Annotated in this window: 8 protein-coding genes; 7 read left to right on the forward strand and 1 reads right to left on the reverse strand. The window is 61.8% G+C overall.

Features of this window, described 5'->3' with window-relative positions; genetic code table 11:
- Positions 1–62: 62 nt before the first annotated feature.
- Positions 63–8,696, reverse strand: a complete 8,634-nt coding sequence (locus tag B9A31_RS21760) for a GH36-type glycosyl hydrolase domain-containing protein (RefSeq protein WP_084297355.1) — start codon at positions 8,694–8,696, stop codon at positions 63–65.
- A 291-nt stretch (positions 8,697–8,987) separates the two neighbouring features.
- Here B9A31_RS21760 and B9A31_RS27825 point away from each other — a divergent pair, with 291 nt between their 5' ends.
- From B9A31_RS27825 to B9A31_RS21800, 7 genes are all read left to right on the forward strand, one after another.
- The gene (locus tag B9A31_RS27825; protein ID WP_371851098.1) at positions 8,988–9,479 is read left to right on the forward strand and encodes a PAS domain-containing protein; all 492 of its coding nucleotides are present in this window, start codon (positions 8,988–8,990) and stop codon (positions 9,477–9,479) included.
- The gene (locus B9A31_RS27830; protein WP_233454263.1) at positions 9,388–9,894 is read left to right on the forward strand and encodes a sensor histidine kinase; all 507 of its coding nucleotides are present in this window, start codon (positions 9,388–9,390) and stop codon (positions 9,892–9,894) included. Before B9A31_RS27825 ends, B9A31_RS27830 begins: the two co-directional genes overlap by 92 nt.
- Positions 9,895–10,558: 664 nt before the next feature.
- Positions 10,559–10,720: a hypothetical protein gene (locus B9A31_RS27210; RefSeq protein ID WP_155951173.1), complete on the forward strand. Its 162-nt coding sequence runs from the start codon at positions 10,559–10,561 to the stop codon at positions 10,718–10,720.
- A 1,000-nt stretch (positions 10,721–11,720) separates the two neighbouring features.
- Complete coding sequence (gene lexA / locus B9A31_RS21785; RefSeq protein WP_019099080.1) at positions 11,721–12,338, forward strand: transcriptional repressor LexA; 618 nt, start codon at positions 11,721–11,723, stop codon at positions 12,336–12,338.
- Entirely contained in the window at positions 12,338–12,958 is a 621-nt protein-coding gene (imuA, locus tag B9A31_RS21790; protein WP_019099079.1) for a translesion DNA synthesis-associated protein ImuA, read from the forward strand. Before lexA ends, imuA begins: the two co-directional genes overlap by 1 nt.
- 6 nt (positions 12,959–12,964) lie before the next feature.
- On the forward strand, positions 12,965–14,383 hold the full coding sequence (locus tag B9A31_RS21795; RefSeq protein WP_019099078.1) for a Y-family DNA polymerase: 1,419 nt from the start codon (positions 12,965–12,967) through the stop codon (positions 14,381–14,383).
- Positions 14,380–17,460, forward strand: a complete 3,081-nt coding sequence (locus B9A31_RS21800) for an error-prone DNA polymerase (protein WP_019099077.1) — start codon at positions 14,380–14,382, stop codon at positions 17,458–17,460. The genes B9A31_RS21795 and B9A31_RS21800 overlap by 4 nt, the downstream gene beginning before the upstream one ends.
- The last annotated feature ends 7 nt before the right edge of the window (positions 17,461–17,467 follow it).

Raw genomic sequence — 17,467 nt, forward strand, 5'->3', positions numbered from 1 at the left:
AAAACAAGATTAGCCCAGCAGGACTGCAGTTTCTCACCCAGGTCCGCGCGCTGTCGAACGGTTCAGTTCGTAGGCAAGAGGCAGCTTTGGCACTGGGCGATTACCTGATGCAGCTTTCCATCATCCTTCAGTTGCAGTGTGGCATGGGCAAGCAACTGGCCATCCAGGCGGAGGGTCCGTTCGGCGCTGGCGCTGTTGCGCACTTCAATGCGGTAGTAGGTATTTCCATAACGGTAGTGCAGTACACAACCTGGCCAGCCTGCCGGTAACAGCGGGCGTAGCCGCAGGGTGTCACCGCTACGTTGCAGGCCCAGCAGGCTTTCGGTTATTAGGCGATACATCCAGCCCGCGGAGCCCGTGTACCAGCTCCAGCCTCCCCGCCCTGCGTGGGGGGTTATGGCGTAGACGTCGGCGGCCATGACATAGGGTTCTACTTTGTAGGTATCGATCAGTGCGCTACAACCCTGGCGTATTGGGTTAATCAAGCGCAATAGCTCCCAGGCCCTGTCTGCGTCTCCTAGGTGGGCATATGCCATGCTCGCCCAGATCGCCGCATGGGTGTATTGTCCGCCATTCTCACGCACGCCAGGCAGGTAGCCCTTGATGTAGCCAGGGTCCAGATCGCCCTGGTCGAAGGGAGGATCGAGCAGTTTCACGATACCGATATCGCGTCTTACCAGGTGGTGATCCAGCGCCCCCATGGCGGCGCGTGCGCGCTCGGCCGACGCGACCCCGGACAGCACCGCCCAACTTTGTGCGAGCGAGTCTATGCGGCACTCCTGATTGCTTGCCGATCCCAGTGCCTGGCCATCGTCGAACCATGCGCGGCGGTACCAACCGCCATCCCAAGCGTGCTGCTCAAGGTTTTCGGCAAGGACGGCGGCTTGCCTGGTGCAGTGCACTGCGAAGCCAGTGTCACCATGGCGTAGAGCGAGGTCGCCGAACGCCCGCAACACCTCATGACCGAAGAAGCCCAACCATACACTTTCGCCCCGACCTTGTTCGCCGATGCGGTTCATACCGTCATTCCAGTCGCCGCTGCCTATCAACGGCAGGCCATGGACTCCACACTGTAGGGCGTGCCCGAGTGCACGCTGGCAATGCTGGTACAGGCTCTCGACCAGGTGCGAGTGGGCTGGCAGGTCGTAATAGGATTCTTCGCCGACATTGAGTTCACGCCCTTCCAGGTAGCCGACCGGCTCGTCCAGTACCGCTTTGTCTCCCGTGATCTCCACGTAGCGGCTGGTCGCCAGCGGCAGCCAGAGCAGGTCGTCCGAGCAGCGGGTACGGACACCGCGCTGCATGGGTGGGTGCCACCAGTGCTGGACATCGCCTTCGACATACTGATGCGCGGCACACGCAAGGAGGTGCTCGCGCGCCGCCGCCGGGGCAGCGTGCAGCATTGCCATACTGTCCTGTAACTGGTCGCGAAAACCGATGGCACCACCGGACTGGTAGAAGCCGCTGCGCGCCCAGAAACGGCAGGCAATTACCTGGTACATCAACCAGCCGTTGGCCAAGACATCCAACGAGGGTTCGGGGGTTTCGATCCGCAGGGCGCCCAGGGTCTGGCGCCAGTAGATCTGAACCTTTTCGAACGCTTCCATGGCTGCCCGTAGGCCGCGGTATTGCTGCACACACCGGGTAGCGGTCTTGGCATCCTGCTCGGCCCCCAGGCGGAACACCACCTCACGGCTTTCGCCGGCCTCCAGCAGCACGCTGACCCGCAGCGCCGCGCAGGGATCCAACCCTCCGCCCGTGCGCCCCGACAACCGCGCCTGGCGCATGCCGGCCGGCGCTTGAGAATCGCCGTTGCGGCCGAGGAACTCGCTGCGATCGCAGGTGATGCTATCAAAAGGCAGGTCGCAGTCGAGAAACGCCACATGTCCGCAAAACTCTACGGCATAGGTATTACGGGCGAACAAGGCACCGCTGACCGGGTCGGTCTCGCTGACCACATGCATAGCAGACTTGCTGCGCAGGTCGCCAAGAACCCACTCGGCGAAGCAGGTCACAGATAACCGTCGTACTCGCCTAGAGTGGTTGTGCAATTTGAGTCGGCTGAACTTGACCGGGGCATCCAGCGCTACATGCACCCAAAGCTCACTGCGCAGGTCATCCTCGGTATACTCGAACACGCTGTAGCCAAAGCCATGCCGGGTGCAATAACGGCCAGGGCCAGGACAGGGCTGCGGAGTCGGCGACCAGTAGTGCCCGCTGTCCTCGTCACGCAGGTACAAGGTTTCGCCGCTGGGGTCGGTGACGGGGTCATTGTGCCAGGGCGTCAACCGATACTCGTGTGCGTTCTCGTACCAGGTGTAGGCGCTGCCAGCCTCCGAGACCACGCTGCCGAACCGTGGGTTGGCCAGGATATTGACCCACGGTGCCGGTGGCGGCTTGTCGGGGATCAGAGGGATGACGTACTCGCGACCATCGGCACTGAACCCCCCGTAGGAGTTGGCAAGCATCAGCGCGAGCTGGCCCGTTGGCAGGTGGTTGGTGGGCTCGGGTCGGGTGTAGGCCGGGTTCGGCTGGAAGGCGGGTGGTACAGGAGGCTGACGGCGCCGATGCAGTTGCTCGGCCAGCGTGCCATGGCTGTCGTTGAGCACCAGCCGCGCTACCGAAAGCGTCAGGATCCTGTCCTCTTCGGACAACTGTTGTGCAGGGCGTACGAATATCCCACCGGGGCGATCGAGCAGGGCTGCCTCGCTGCCGGAGGCGACAATACCCATGATCAGCTCCTGCAACTGCTGACGGTAGCCGGCCTGGTCTTCGTTCCAGATCACCAGGTCGAGTGTCAGGCCCTTCTGACGCCAGTAGGCATGGGCAAGCACCATCTGCTTGACCAATTGAAGGTTGGCGAGGTCGCCAATCTGTACCAGCACGATTGGTAGATCCCCCGACAGTCCCTGGCTCCACAGGCCGGACTGGTTGCGCCCGTTGCTGGCCAGCAGGGCCCCGCTAGCGCGTAGGCCGGCATTGGGGTAGATCACCGATGCGGCCATTTGCTCGAACAGTCGCGCATCGGCCACCGAACCATTGAGTTGGCGCAACAGGACCTGGCTATGCGGCCAGGCGAGGTCGAAGGCCCGGTCGGCCAGGTGGCGGTCGCGGTACTTGGCGACTTGCTGAAGGCAGGCGTCGCGGCTGTCGGCGACGCCAGTGACCAGGTCGACTGTTACTGTCTGGCCTGGCGTCAGGGTTATGCGGCAGCGGATCGCCACGATCGGATCGAGCACCGCCCCCGCACTGCCGGATAACGTCTCAGTGTCATAGTCCAGTGCTGCCGGTGCCACGAGGGTACGGCCGCGGCCTATGAAGCGGGCCCGATCTGTCTCATAGGACACGGCATCGATATCGGCGCCATGCACGGCCAGAACATGACACATCCACGGCACGGCGTCCTGCAGCGAGCGGGGCCGCCGGGTGCAGAGGATGGCCTGCAACGGCTGAATCAGTTCGGTCTGGATGAACAACTTGCTGAAGGCCGGGTGCAACGCATCGCTCAGTGCCGGCGCCAGCACCACTTCGGCATAACTGGTCAGTTCCAGGATGCGGCGCTCGTCGCCATGGTTGGTCAGGTGCAGGCGACGTAATTCGATGTCGTCTTCGGGGGAGACGGCAATTTCAGTATGGCAGTCGAAGTTTCGTTCGCGAATGCGGAATTCCGCCCGGCCGTCGCTGAAAATTGCCTCCTGGTTTCTGGTTCGGTGGTGGGTCGGCTGGTAGGTGTTGGACCAGTACGCGCCGCTGGCGACGTCGCGCAGATAGCAGAAGTTTCCTAAGTCGTCGTGGCTGGCGTCCTCGCGCCAACGGGTGACCGCCAGGTCGTTACGCCGACTGTAGCCACTACCCACGTGATTGACCATTACGTGGTAGTGGCCATTGGAGAGCAGTTGGACGGCGGGGTGTTGCCGGTTCGGTTCGCTGAATAGGCGCAGTCGTGTTTCGGCGGTGCAGTCTGCGGCCACCACGGCCGATGCCTGAAGTGAATGAAGGTACGGGGCTGCCGTTTTCGGGACTCGCTCTTGCAACAGCAGCATGCTGGCCTGGAACTGTGGGTCCGAGGCGAAGCGCCGTTGCATGGGCTTGCCAAGTAGTAGGGAGGTCAGGGCGAGAAAGCTCATGCCTTGGTGATGGGCCATGAACGAGCGGATCACCACAGAGTCCTGCCCGGGGGGTAGCCGTGTCTCGCTGTAGTCCACCGCCTCGTACAGCCCGAAACGTCCGGCAAGTCCGAGCCTGCCAAGGCGCTGCAGGTTATGGCAGGCGGCAGTGGGCGCCACCATCAAGGCGAGCGCGCTGGCGTAAGGGGCAACCACGTGCTCTTCGCCCAGACCGCGCTTCAGGCCAAGGCCGGGAACACCGAATGCACGGTATTGGTAGTTGAAGTGAGCATCCAGCGCATTGTAGGCCGACTCTGAAACCCCCCAAGGAATGCCCAACAGGTTGCCATGTTTGATTTGCCGGTCGACGGCGGCCTGGCAGGTTTGGTCGAGCAAGGTCCCCTCATAGCTGGGCATCACCAGCAGAGGCATCAGATACTCGAACATCGAACCGGACCAGGACAGCAGAACCGGTACGCCAGCATTGCTGGTGAGTAGTCGGCCAAGGGCGAACCAACTGTCCTGGGGTACCTGTCCCTGGGCGATGATCACGAAATTGGTCAGGCGCATCTCCGACGCCAGCAGGTCGTAGAATGCTGAATCCAGTCGATGCTCATCGGCGTTGTAGCCGATGGCGAAAAGATCCCGGTGGGTGTCGTAGAGAAAGGTGAAGTCCATGGTGGCCAAGGTTGTAATGCGCCTTGCCAAGGCTTGCGCTTGAGCGATGCGCTGGCGGGCCAGCGCTCGAACGTTGGTCACTGCCAGCTGTTCGGAGAGCGGCCATTGGCCCGGATCGAGCTCTGCCAATTGTCGCCAACTCAACGGTGTCTGGGGCGCTAGGTTGTTGCCAGGGGGTAATTGGAAACCCTGCAACTCCGTGCACAGGTCGAGGCACTGCGTATGCAGGGCCTGCAACCAGAACACACAGTCATCGGTTTCCTCGGCCCCAGGTGATGGGGGAATCAAACCTGGCAGTTGCTCGGCCAGCAGCGACATCTGGGTGACTGGCAGGTTGCCTGATCGCTCATGGGCTTGCTGCACCTGTTCACGCAAAGCTTCTATCTCCCTTGCGTCACGGCCTGAGCGGCTGAAGGCGTCGAGCAGGGTGTCGAAGGTGTCGAGCAGCCCCAGGGTCAGGCGCTGGTCCAGCATGGGGGTATCTGCCATTTCCAGAAGCCCGGGTCTCAGCGTCAGGAGCAGAGCGGCCAGGTTGCCGCTGTCCACCGCCGAAACATACTGTGGTGACAGTGGTTTGAGGGTCTGGGTGTCGTACCAGTTGTAGAAATGCCCCCTGTAGCGCTCCAGGCGGCTCATGCTGTCGAGTATATGCGCCAGGCGTTCGAACAGGCGGCCGGCACTCAGATAACCGAAGTCATGGGCCGCCAGGTGTGAGAGCAGGGCCATGCCCATGTTGGTCGGCGACGTGCGGTGAGCGATGCTGGCGAAGGGCGGCTCCTGGAGGTTATCGGGCGGCAACCAGTTATCCTCAGGGCCGACATGACGGTCGAAGAACGCCCAGTTGCTGCGGGCCAGCCGATGCAGAAAGCGCAGATCCTCAGCCAACGGTGTGAACGTGACCTGACCACGCGGACGGCTGAGCCACCAGGCCAGTGCCGGCCCGAGCAGCCAGAGGGCGAGGATGGGTGATGCAAGCAGCAACACCCTAGGCTGCATCGACAACACGCTGGCCAGCACCAGTACCAGGGCTGGTTGCATCCATTGCTCGCGATAAACCGCCTGGAGCGTATCGGCGCTTGTGCGCTCCTCCTCCCGCGAGGGGTTCCATTGAAGCAGTCGATGTTTGCTGACGACCAACCGCCAAAGGGTGCGCAGGATGGCATCCAGGCTGTAGTTGGTCTCGAACGGTAACCAGGCCAGTGACAGGCCGGCACGAACGAAGAAGGTGCCCGAGGTGCGCAGGGCCGCAAGCAAGTGTTCGGAAAATGGTACATCGGTAGTTTTGCGCAACACCTCGAGCAATGAATCCAACAGTGGGCGAGTCAGCAGCAACCCCAGCAGTGCAAGCGTCCAGGGCAATGCCGAGGCGCTGGCCAGCCAGCCCCACAGCAGCACCGTTAACAGGGCTGCCGGCTCCAGGCTGCGGCGCAGATTGTCGAGGATTTTCCAGCGCGACAGTGCGCTTAGCGGACTTTGCGCGAGACCGTGGGTGCCTGTGCGCAGCCACGGTACAAGCCACGGCAGCAGTTGCCAGTCCCCCCGTATCCAGCGGTGGCGGCGCTTGATATCGACGCTGTAGCGCGCCGGATATGCTTCGAATAACTGCACGTCGCTGAGCAGGCCGGAGTGGGCATAGCAGCCTTCGATCAGGTCATGGCTGAGCACGCGATTGTCGGCAAAGCGGCCATCCAGTGCCTGTTCGAAGGCATCCACCGCGTAGATGCCTTTGCCGATGAAGGAACCGCTCAAGAACAGGTCTTGGTAGACGTCAGAAACGGCCTGGGTATAGGGATCGACACCGGCCTCGCTGCCGAACAGCCGAGCGTAGGTCGAGCGCGACACACTGGGTAGGCTGATACCTACCCGCGGTTGCAGGATCGCGTACCCAGAGCGCACGCGACCGGTCTGTGCGTCGAAGCGTGCGCGGTTCAATGGATGCTGCATGGCCCCGACGAGCTTCTGGGCTACACCGCGCGGCAACTGGGTGTCAGTGTCCAAGGTGATGACATAGCGCACGCGCTCGAGCTTTTGCAGATCGCCGACGATGCGCATGAAGCACCCGTCCCCGTGGCCACGCAGGAGGGCATTGAGTTCGGCAAGTTTGCCGCGCTTGCGCTCACGCCCCATCCAGCACTGTTCGGTTCCGTTCCACGCGCGTGGCCGATGCAACAGAAAGAAGCGTTCGCAGCCTGGGCTTGGGTATTTGTGGTTCAGCGCCCGGATACCTTCGCTGGCCAGGTCGAGGAGGGCCATGTCTTCAGGGCATGTCTGTTCAGGGGCATCCATGAAATCGCTCAACAGCGCGAAATGCAGGTGCTCATCACGGTTTGCCAGAAAGCGCACTTCCAGCCCCTCGACCAGTTCTTCTGCATCGCTGGCAGTGGCTAGCATGGTGGGCACCACGACCAATGTCCTGGCGTCAGCAGGAATCCCGGACGAGTAGTCCAGCCGTGGCAGGAAGGAAGGTTTCACGGTCAGGGTCACCAGCCAGTTAACAAGGCCAATGGCCAGGCGGCTGGTCGTCAGCACTATCGGTAGGGCCATGACCGTGAGTACCCATGTGGGCCAGCCCTCAACGTCAATGGACCGTATGAAGCCCCAGGCCAACAGGCACGACAGCAGAATCACAGGCACCAGGTAGAATACCAGCGGCGCTCGGTGCAACAGGCGTTGCCACCGCTCGGCAAGTGGAATATGGGCCGCGAGCCGTCGCTCCAGCGATGGCAGGCCGCCCCCTGCCAGGTAGAAACCAACATGCTCGGCCTGGTCTCCAGGCCGGGGGGCTGCGGCCTGAGCGAGCTCGATAGCCGCCTGCGCCACTTCTTTCTCATTGAATGCGCTATGGCGTGCCACCTGTTCGACCACATGCCGATAGTGATCACGGCTGGCAAAGTCCATCGCTGGGTATACCGAGGCCGGGTCCTGACGCAGGATCTGTTCGACATGACTCAGGTTTTCGACGAACAGCTTCCAATCGATGGTCGACAACAGCCGCAAGCTTCCAATGCTGTTGCTGATGGACACTTGGTCGATGGCCTGCTGCTGGGCATCGAGTTGCACATTGCGTTCGATGCTGAGTGCTGACTCGCTGAGCATCTGTTCGACCCAGGCAAGCGGTTGCGTCAGTAGAGTGCTGTGGCCTTGAAGACGCCTTGCCAGTTCGGCAACAAAGGCGGGGGTCATCGGTGGTTCCGAGCGGGCCATGTCCGCCACCACCAGCACTACGCTCTTGGCGTCGCGCTCGGCGGTTTCCCCGAGCTGGTCGGCCCAGGCATTGGCCAGATCGCGGTCAGCCAAGTTGGCCATGACCCGTGCTGCCACCCGGCGCAGATTTTCAATCAGCGCCAGCCGTAACATAATCGGGATTGCCCAGAGTTCTCCAAGGGTCAGTGTCCCGACCTGCTGATAGGCCTCGACAAAAAGGCTGAGACTCTCGGCGTCGACCCGGCCATCGCCGTGGGAGATGGTTTCCAGCGCGATGTCGTAGACCCGTGGCAGGCCGGCCGAGGGGCCGTTGTCCAGCCGCGGCAGTTGCAGGCTGTAGTCTGTCGGCAGATGACGTTTGGCGATGCGGATATGGGTCTCGACCAGGTAGAAGTTGTCGAGCAACCATTGCGCCGCTGGCAGCGCTGGGCGCGAGCTGGGCAGAGCGCCAGCAAGGGAGGTACAACAGGTGGAGAGCATCCGCTCGTTGTCAGCCAGACGGTCGAGCAGCGAATCATCTGCGGGCAGTTGGCTCAAACGATGCTGGCTAGCAAGCCAGGTGCCGTGTTCCGCCATTTGCTTGGCGCTATACAGCTCAGACCGGAGCAGGCTCTCGTAGGTGAACGAATGGCGGGGCGATCGCCAGGGTCGCGCATGGCCAGGCAGGCGTTTAACGAAGGCGAGCGCGCGAAGCCAAGGATTGTCCATGGTGTCCTGGAGTACCGAGATCTGGCCGGTCAGCACTCAGTTTGAGGGGAGGCGCAAAGGAGGTCTGTTCGGTAGCGAACAGACCTGTCATGGCATCGCGCTCATCCTGCTCCTATGCACCGCTCCAAAACCTGGAAGGGTGCTATCACCCCTCCCTATCCGGCAGGGGCGTGGTGTTTGATCGCAGGAGCTTGAGTATTGAACACTCTTTGGAACCCTACCGCTATATCGACCTGCAGAAAGAGCCCTGACCTTGCTTCGCAAATATATTTGGACGAATCCGATCATGGCGTGCTGTTGACGGCAGAAAGCGGGCGCATCGAGAGCGCCAACCCTACGTTTTGTCGGTGGATCGGTTACACATTCGAAGAACTCCACGGTATGCGAATTCAGCAACTGTTGAGTGTGGAGGCCAGGACCTTTCATCAGATGTACTGGCTACCCTTGATGGCGCTCCAGGGGGCGGTGGCGAATGTCAAGTTCGATCTCGTGCACCATGCGGGCTTCATACTGCCGATGATATCGAGTGCCATTACCTGCACGCATTCAAAGGCCATCGTTCATGAGCTGACCTTGTTCAACACCGAGGAGCAAAGGTACATACGTGAGCTGCTCACTGCCCGGCTGCTGGCTTATCCAGTCTGGGCGAGGTGTTCCCATTCACCCTACAGTCTCGGATCTACCGAGCGCCGTGGAAGGATGCCTGGAGGAATTACGTCTGGTATTTCCCCGTCATCAATTAACATACAATCACGTTGGCCAGCGTCTCGCCCTGTTCGATAAGGACCGCCTTTTCCAAGTCATTGGAAACCTTGTCGCCAACGCCATTGCGTATGGCGACCCACAGTCACCGGTGAGTGTGAAATCTTGTAACCAAGATAAGATCGTCGTCATCACCGTCCACAATATGGGCGCTCCAATTCCCGCTGAACTTTTAGAGCGTTTATTCGAGCCTCTGGTACGTGGGCAGAAACAGCCTGTTGAAATGCGTCATGCAGGGCTTGGGTTATTCATAGTCAGCCAAATAGCAAAGGCCCACGCGGGAGGCGTATCAGTCATTTCGACACAACAGGATGGCACCACTTTCAGTGTGACATTTTCTCAAATCTATGCAGGCACGAACCCAGATCACCCTCTATCAAACACCTTTGCTTGCGCTTTGGACTTTCTGAAGGCGCAAGCGCGACCGACCAGCTAGGCCTATCGACGCTCAGCTACCTTCTCGAAGGCCAGATGATTCACCGCGACAGTGAGGGGCATACGGAGAAGCATAAGCGACGCAAGCTGCCATCGAAACCGCAGATGCAAAAGCTTCGCAAGGTGTTCCGCTCGGCGTGGTGGGTTCGATCTCACATGCCCAGAACCTCGCCCTAGCCTGTGCTACAGATGCCCAGTACTACGCAGGTGTTGGCGTAGATGCCGAGCCGATAGCCTTGTATCCGGAGTTATGGGGGATGGCCGAGCAGGTCGTGACGAGCCACGAACGGGCATGCCTGGAGGGCGTGTTAATCACAATTTGCATGGCTATTTGCAATTAACGAGCGTAATGATGCGGCTCACCCCTTACTGGGGCTGGAGAAAAACCCTTGAATACCGAACCGACCAATCAAGAAGTCGCTGCAGCAGTTGGAATTGGCGAGGCTCAAGTTGAGCGGTACCGAAGGGAAACGGTTCGACTTAACGAGGGCGCCTGGCTTGTTCACTTTTCCTATGAAATGCCCAGGGAGCTTCGTTATGGCTTTACCGGCAGCTTCACAGCGCTGATAACGGATACACGTCAGCGTAACGACGCTAACCCTCGTGGCTAGATGCTTTACCCAGCGTGTGTCGCACGCTTTCTTCATCCTGAATGAGGACGATGAGTGAAATCTCTCTATCGAGCAGCTGACGCGCACCCAATCAAAACTCAGGAGCGCTGGAGGAGAGACATCCTGCGCGCTCTGGAGCTTGAGGTAGAGGCCGCGTTGCTGGAAGCGCAGCACATTCTCGACCATGAAGGCCATTGGGTCGCAAATGTCGGTTGACTGCGACTGAACCAATAAGCCAATGTGCGTTCATCCTGTCATTCCTGCGCATGTTGAGGCGTGATAAACAAAACCCGGCCACCGAGCCGGTTTTTTTGCCCGAAGAGGGGCTCAAGCGTCCCAACGCTGCGCCAGTCTTATTAATTGTCCCGGTGGTCTGGTATTTCACCCTGTGGCAAACTTAGGGCGCATACTCGATTTAGCTCAGATTTTCTGAGTTATTGAGAGGTACTTATGTCTAGTGACACTACCAAGCCAGATGGATCTCCGGGGCTTGAATGGGAAGTTGAATCAGGTACAGAAAAGCGTGAGGGGTTGGATAAAGCTAGCCCAGAGGATAGGGACGATTATATCGATCCCGACGCTACGCCTGAACAAAATCCTGAGCCCCCTGAACGTCAAAAAGCTTCAAATAAGGAAACGTTCAGTAATCAGCAGGCTGGTTGGACTTATCCTGGGCGTCGTTGGTAGAGGCGCCCAACCAAAGACCGCTCTTCCGCCCCATACGCGCATTGAAGCTGATGATCCTCTGGGCTACACCCCAGATGATGACGAGCCAGGCCTTGATAAAGGTCCGGAGAGTGACCGGAGGCAGAGGCGTACACATGATGGATCATTCGCTGAGTAATTCATTTATTTGAGCTCGGATACCGGGCTCATCAGAGGTTTATATGACAGATAAAACATCGCACCAAGGTGAAAGAAGTTCTGGCGAAAATACACCTCCCCAAGGCCCAAGGACGGAGGGTAGTAAGGGTGCCAACACCGAGCGGGCTTCAAAGGCAGAGCTCTATAGTCGGCACGACAAGGTTGCTGAGAAAGATGTCAAAAATGATCCGCGAAAGTCGTGAAGTAGAACATTTGAGCTGATTGAAGCGCCCAATGAATTGGGGAAGCGCTCATAAATCACTGGCTAGCCGCCTTCGGGCGGCTTTTCTGTTCAGGTCACTCAAAGCTGGCGACAAAGGGGGCTGTTCAGCGTGCTCCGAAAGGAGTACAAATGTGCTCCATGGACAATCTAACCCCCAAACGCCGCGCCATTTTCGAATTCATTCGTGAGCGCATTGCCGACCATGGCCAGCCGCCAAGCCTGGCCGATATCGCCACGCGCTTCGGTTTTGCCTCGCGCAGCGTTGCGCGCAAGCACATCACTGCCCTGTGCCAGGCCGGCTATATCGATGTCACGCCGAACCAGGCGCGGGGCATCCGCCTGGCTGAACCGTTGCGCCGGCCCGAAATCCTCGAAGTACCGGTGCTGGGCCAGGTGGCAGCAGGTGCTCCCATCGGCCCGGACCTGGGCATTCACGAACAATTGCTGCTCGACCCCAGCCTGTTCCGCCGTACACCGGATTACCTGCTGAAGGTGCGTGGCGACTCGATGATCGACGACGGCATTTTCGACGGTGATCTGGTCGGCATTCTTCAGCAGGCCGACGCCCGCGATGGCCAGATCGTGGTTGCACGCCTGGACGGTGAAGTCACCATCAAGCGCCTGCAACGCAAAGGTAGCCATTACCGGCTGTTGCCCCGCAATCCGGCCTACGCGCCCATCGATGTTAAGCCTGAACAGGAGTTCTTCATCGAAGGCGTGTTCTGCGGCCTGCTGAGGCGTGACTGATGGGCGCGGTGGTCGACCTCGACAGGCTGCTCGACCAACGCCGGGTATGGCGCGGGCGGCAGGCCCAGGCGCGGCCACTCGGGTTGCAGCCCACCGGCCATGCGGCCCTCGACGAGCGCTTGCCGGAAGGTGGCTGGCCAGCGGCCGCACTTAGCGAGCTGTTGCTGGCCAGCCCCGGTTGTGGCGAATTGCAGTTGCTGTGGCCAACCCTGGCCCGGCTAAGCGCTGACGCCAGCCGCGTGGTGCTGGTGGCACCGCCGTTCATTCCGTATGCACCGGCCTGGCAGGCGGCGGGGGTGGACCTGCGCTGGCTGGTACAGGTGGATGCCGAGCCCGCCGATGCCCTGTGGGCCGCCGAACAGTGCCTGCGCTCGGGCAGTTGTGCGGCGGTGCTATGCTGGCCTGAACGTGCCGATGACCGCGCCCTGAGGCGCTTGCAGGTGGCTGCTGAAACCGGTCAGGCACTGGCATTCGCCTGCAGGCCGCAGCAGGCGGCGCACAACCCTTCACCTGCAGCATTGCGCATTGCCGTTGACACGCGCCCGGCGCAATGGCGTGTGCTGAAGAGCCGTGGCGGCATGCCGCCAGCGCTGCCCATCGCCTGCCCGGGCCGGGGCTGATGCACCATGCTCTGGGCCTGCATCCTGCTGCCGCAGCTGGCGCTGGACACCGTCCTGCGTGAGCGTGACGACCCTGATACGCCGCTGGTGCTTGTTGGCGGGCCTACCCAGCGGCGTGTGGTGCAGGCCGTCAATCCGGCTGCCGCGGCACTTGGCTTGCGGGCCGGGCAAACCCTGACCGCAGCGCGTGCCCTGGCGGATGGCTTCATCTGTGTCGAAAGCGACCCCAAGCGCATCGAGCAGGTGCAGCAGTTGCTGGCGGCCTGGGCCTACCGTTTCAGCGCCCAGGTCAGCGTGCATTACCCTCGGGCGCTGTTGTTGGAAGTAGGCTCCAGCCTGCAACTGTTCGGCCCGTGGCCCTTGTTCGAGGCGCGTCTGCGCCAGGAACTGGCAAACCTGGGCTTGCGCCAACGCATTGTCCTGGCCAGCAACCCGGTGGCGGCGCGTATGCTCGCCAATGGCCACGACGGTTTGGCGGTGAGTGATGCCCAAGCAACTCGCGCAGCGTTGCTGGCCATGCCCATCACGCGAATCGGCTTGCCGGCAGAGGCTGCCGAAGCCTTTGCCCGCATGGGCTTGCGTCAGTTGGGCCAGGTACTGGCCTTGCCGCGCGATACCTTGGCCAGGCGCTTTCCGGCCCAGGTACAACTGCACCTCGACCAGTTGCTCGGCCTGCGCAACCTGGGGCTGGACTTCTACCAGCCACCGGACCGTTTCGAAACCCGGCTGGAACTGAATTTCGACGTTGAATCACACCAGGCGCTGCTGTTCCCGCTGCGGCGCATGCTCAACGACCTGGCTGCATTTCTCGCCGGGCGCGACTGTGGCGTACAGCGCTTTTGCCTGCATCTGGAACATGCCGAAGGGCCGGATACCCTGCTCAAGGTGGGCCTGCTGGCGGCTGAGCGCGATGCCGCGATGCTGTTCGAGCTGGCCCGTGGGCGCCTGGAGCCACTGCGTATACCTGCACCGGTGCGCAACCTGCGGTTGGTCGCCGAAGACCTGCCGCCCTTCGTGCCGCAGCATCAGCCTTTGTTCGACCCGCGTGCTCAACAGGCGCAGCCCTGGGCGCAATTGCGTGAGCGGCTGCGCGCCCGCCTGGGTGATGAGGCCGTCAAGGGGCTGAGCGCGGCTGCAGATCACCGCCCTGAATGCGCCTGGCAACTGGCAGAGCAGGGCGCACAAGGCAACATGCCGGTTGCCCCGGGCAGCCGCCCAGGCTGGCTACTGCCTGCACCGATGGCGCTGGATGATGCCGGCTATCGGATGCAGGGGCATGCCGAACGCATCGAATCGGGTTGGTGGGATGGCGGCGATGTGCGCCGCGACTACTACCGCATCGAAACCCGTGAGGGCCTGCGTGGCTGGGCCTACCGTGACTTGGGCCAGGCCGGCCCGCTGTGGTTGCAGGGCTGGTTTGCATGAGCACGCCGGGTTATGCCGAGCTGCATTGCTTGTCCAACTTCAGCTTCCAGCGCGGTGCCTCGAGTGCCGAGGAGCTGTTCCGCCGCGCAGCTGAACAGGGTTACCAGGCGTTGGCGATCACTGACGAATGTACCCTGGCCGGTATCGTGCGCGCCTGGCAGGCCGCCAAGGCGCATGGGTTGCGGCTGATCGTCGGCAGCGAGGTGCAGTTGCACGACGGCCCCAAGCTGGTGCTGCTGGTCGAAAACCTGGCCGGCTACCAGAACTTGTGCGCACTGATCACCCGTGCCCGTCGGCGGGCAGAAAAGGGTGAGTACCAGCTTTTTCGTGACGACCTGCAGCTGCACGGTCAGGGCCTGCTGGCCTTGTGGGTGGCCGATGACAGTGACGATACGGCCACCGGAAAGTGGCTGCGCGATGTGTTCGATGAGCGCCTGTGGCTGGCGGTGCACCTGCACCGGGGCCACGACGATGCCATGCGCCTGCAACGCTTGCGGGCACTGGCGGCTGATGTGGGGATCCGCGCCGTGGCCTGTGGCGACGTGCACATGCATGTGCGCGGCCGCCGTGCCTTGCAGGACTGCATGACTGCCATCCGCCAGCATTGCCAGGTGGCCGAAGCCGGGCGTTTTCTGTTTGCCAATGGCGAGCGGCACTTGCGTAGCCTGGCGCAACTGGGCGAGCTGTACCCGTTCGACCTGTTGGCCGAAACCCTGGCCATTGCCCAGCGCTGCCAATTCGACCTCAGCGAGTTGAAGTACCAGTACCCCCGGGAATTGGTGCCCCAGGGCCACACCCCGGCAAGCTGGTTGCACGCGCTGTGCGAGCAGGGCCTGCCGTTGCGCTGGCCGCAGGGGCCCAGTGACAAGGTACGTGATGTGCTGGCCAAGGAACTGGCGCTGATCGAAGCGCTGGGTTACGAGAGTTACTTCCTGACCGTGCACGACATCGTCGCCTTCGCCCGCAGCCAGCGCATCTTGTGCCAAGGGCGTGGCTCTGCTGCCAACTCGGTGGTGTGTTTCGTGCTGGGTATTACCGAGCTCGACCCCATGGAGCACCACCTGTTGTTCGAGCGTTTCCTGTCGCGCGAGCGCAACGAGCCACCCGATATCGACGTGGACTTCGAGCACGACCGGCGCGAAGAAGTGATCCAGTACGTATTCCGCCGCTATGGCCGGCACCGTGCCGCGCTGACTGCGGTGGTCAACACTTACCATGCAGCGGGTGCGGTGCGGGATGTGGCGCGGGTGCTGGGTTTGCCGATGGATCAGGTGGATGCCCTGGCCAAATGCTGTGGCCGCTGGAGCGACCGCATACCCGACGACCAGCGACTGGCGGAAGCCGGCTTCGAGGCCGGCAGCCCTTCGCTACGCCGGGTGCTGGTGCTGGCGGGTGAGCTGATCGGCTTCCCTCGGCACCTGTCGCAGCATCCGGGTGGTTTCGTCATTTCCCAGCAGCCGCTCGACCAGCTGGTGCCGGTGGAGAATGCGGCAATGGCCGAACGCACGGTGATCCAGTGGGACAAGGACGACCTGGACATGGTCGGTTTGCTCAAAGTCGACGTGCTGGCACTGGGTATGCTCAGTGCCTTGCGCCGTTGCTTCGACCTGCTGCAACACCACCGTGGCCGGCAGCTGACCCTGGCGACCATCCCCAGCGAATGCCCGGCCACCTACGCGATGATCAGCCGCGCCGAGACCATGGGGGTGTTCCAGATCGAGTCGCGTGCGCAGATGGCCATGCTGCCTCGGCTGCGGCCCCGAACGTTCTATGACCTGGTCATCGAAGTGGCCATTGTTCGCCCCGGGCCGATCCAAGGTGACATGGTGCATCCCTACTTGCGCCGGCGCCTGAAGCAGGAGCCCGTGACCTACCCGTCGCCGCAGCTCAAGGCAGTTTTCGAACGGACCTTGGGCGTGCCGTTGTTTCAGGAACAGGTGATGGAACTGGCCATGGTCGCAGCCGACTACACGCCGGGCGAGGCCGACCAGCTACGTCGCAGCATGGCGGCCTGGAAACGCCACGGTGGCCTGGAGCCGCACCGCGAGCGGCTGCTGCAAGGCATGCTGCGCAATGGTTACGAACTGGCGTTCGCCGAGCGCATCTTCGAACAGATCAAGGGCTTTGGCAGTTATGGTTTCCCGGAGTCGCACGCGGCCAGTTTTGCCTTGCTGTGTTATGCCAGCAGCTGGCTGAAGTGCCATGAGCCGGCAATTTTCACCTGCGCGCTGGTCAACAGCTGGCCCATGGGCTTCTACAGCCCGGACCAGTTGCTGCAGGAGGCGCGCCGCCAAGGTATCGAGGTGCGACCCGTCGACGTTTGCCACAGCGACTGGGACTGCACCCTCGAACCTGATGCTCAAGGTGCGTTGGCCATTCGCATGGGCTTGCGGCTGGTGCGTGGCCTGGCCGAAGCCGATGCCAGGCGCGTGCAGCAGGCGAGGGCGCAACGGCCGTGGCGCGACGTCGAAGACCTTTGCCTGCGTGCTGGCCTCGACCAACGCGCCCGTGCCCGTCTGGCTGATGGCGGGGCGTTGCGTACCTTGGCCAGCGACCGCCATCAGGCACGCTGGCAGGTGGCGGCGGTGCAGCCGCAGCTTCCCTTGTTCGCAGAGGTGGAAGCGGCGCCTGAAGCCGCAGTTGATTTGCCTGTGCCAAGCGTGGGGGAGGACCTGATGGCCGATTACCAAACCTTGGGCACCACGCTCGGGCCGCATCCGCTGGCCTTGTTACGTTCACGCCTGAGGGCGTTGGGGTGTCGCAGTTCGAGTGAGCTGCAAGGTGTCGCGCATGGCGACACGATTGCCGTAGCCGGGTTGGTAGTCGGGCGCCAGCGGCCGCAGACGGCCAGTGGGGTCACCTTCGTCACGCTGGAGGATGAGCACGGGATGGTCAACGTGGTCGTGTGGCGGGAGCTCGCCGAGCGGCAACGGCGGGCGCTGGTGGGGTCGCAGCTACTGAAGGTCAGTGGGCGGCTGGAGCAGGAGGAGGGCGTGAGGCACCTGATTGCGCGGCGACTGGAGGATGTGAGCCCACTGTTGCAGGGGCTGGATGTGCGCAGCCGCGACTTCCATTGAATGATCG

Origin of the sequence: Pseudomonas sp. URIL14HWK12:I5, from assembly GCF_900176445.1 — a bacterium.
GTDB lineage: Bacteria > Pseudomonadota > Gammaproteobacteria > Pseudomonadales > Pseudomonadaceae > Aquipseudomonas > Aquipseudomonas monteilii.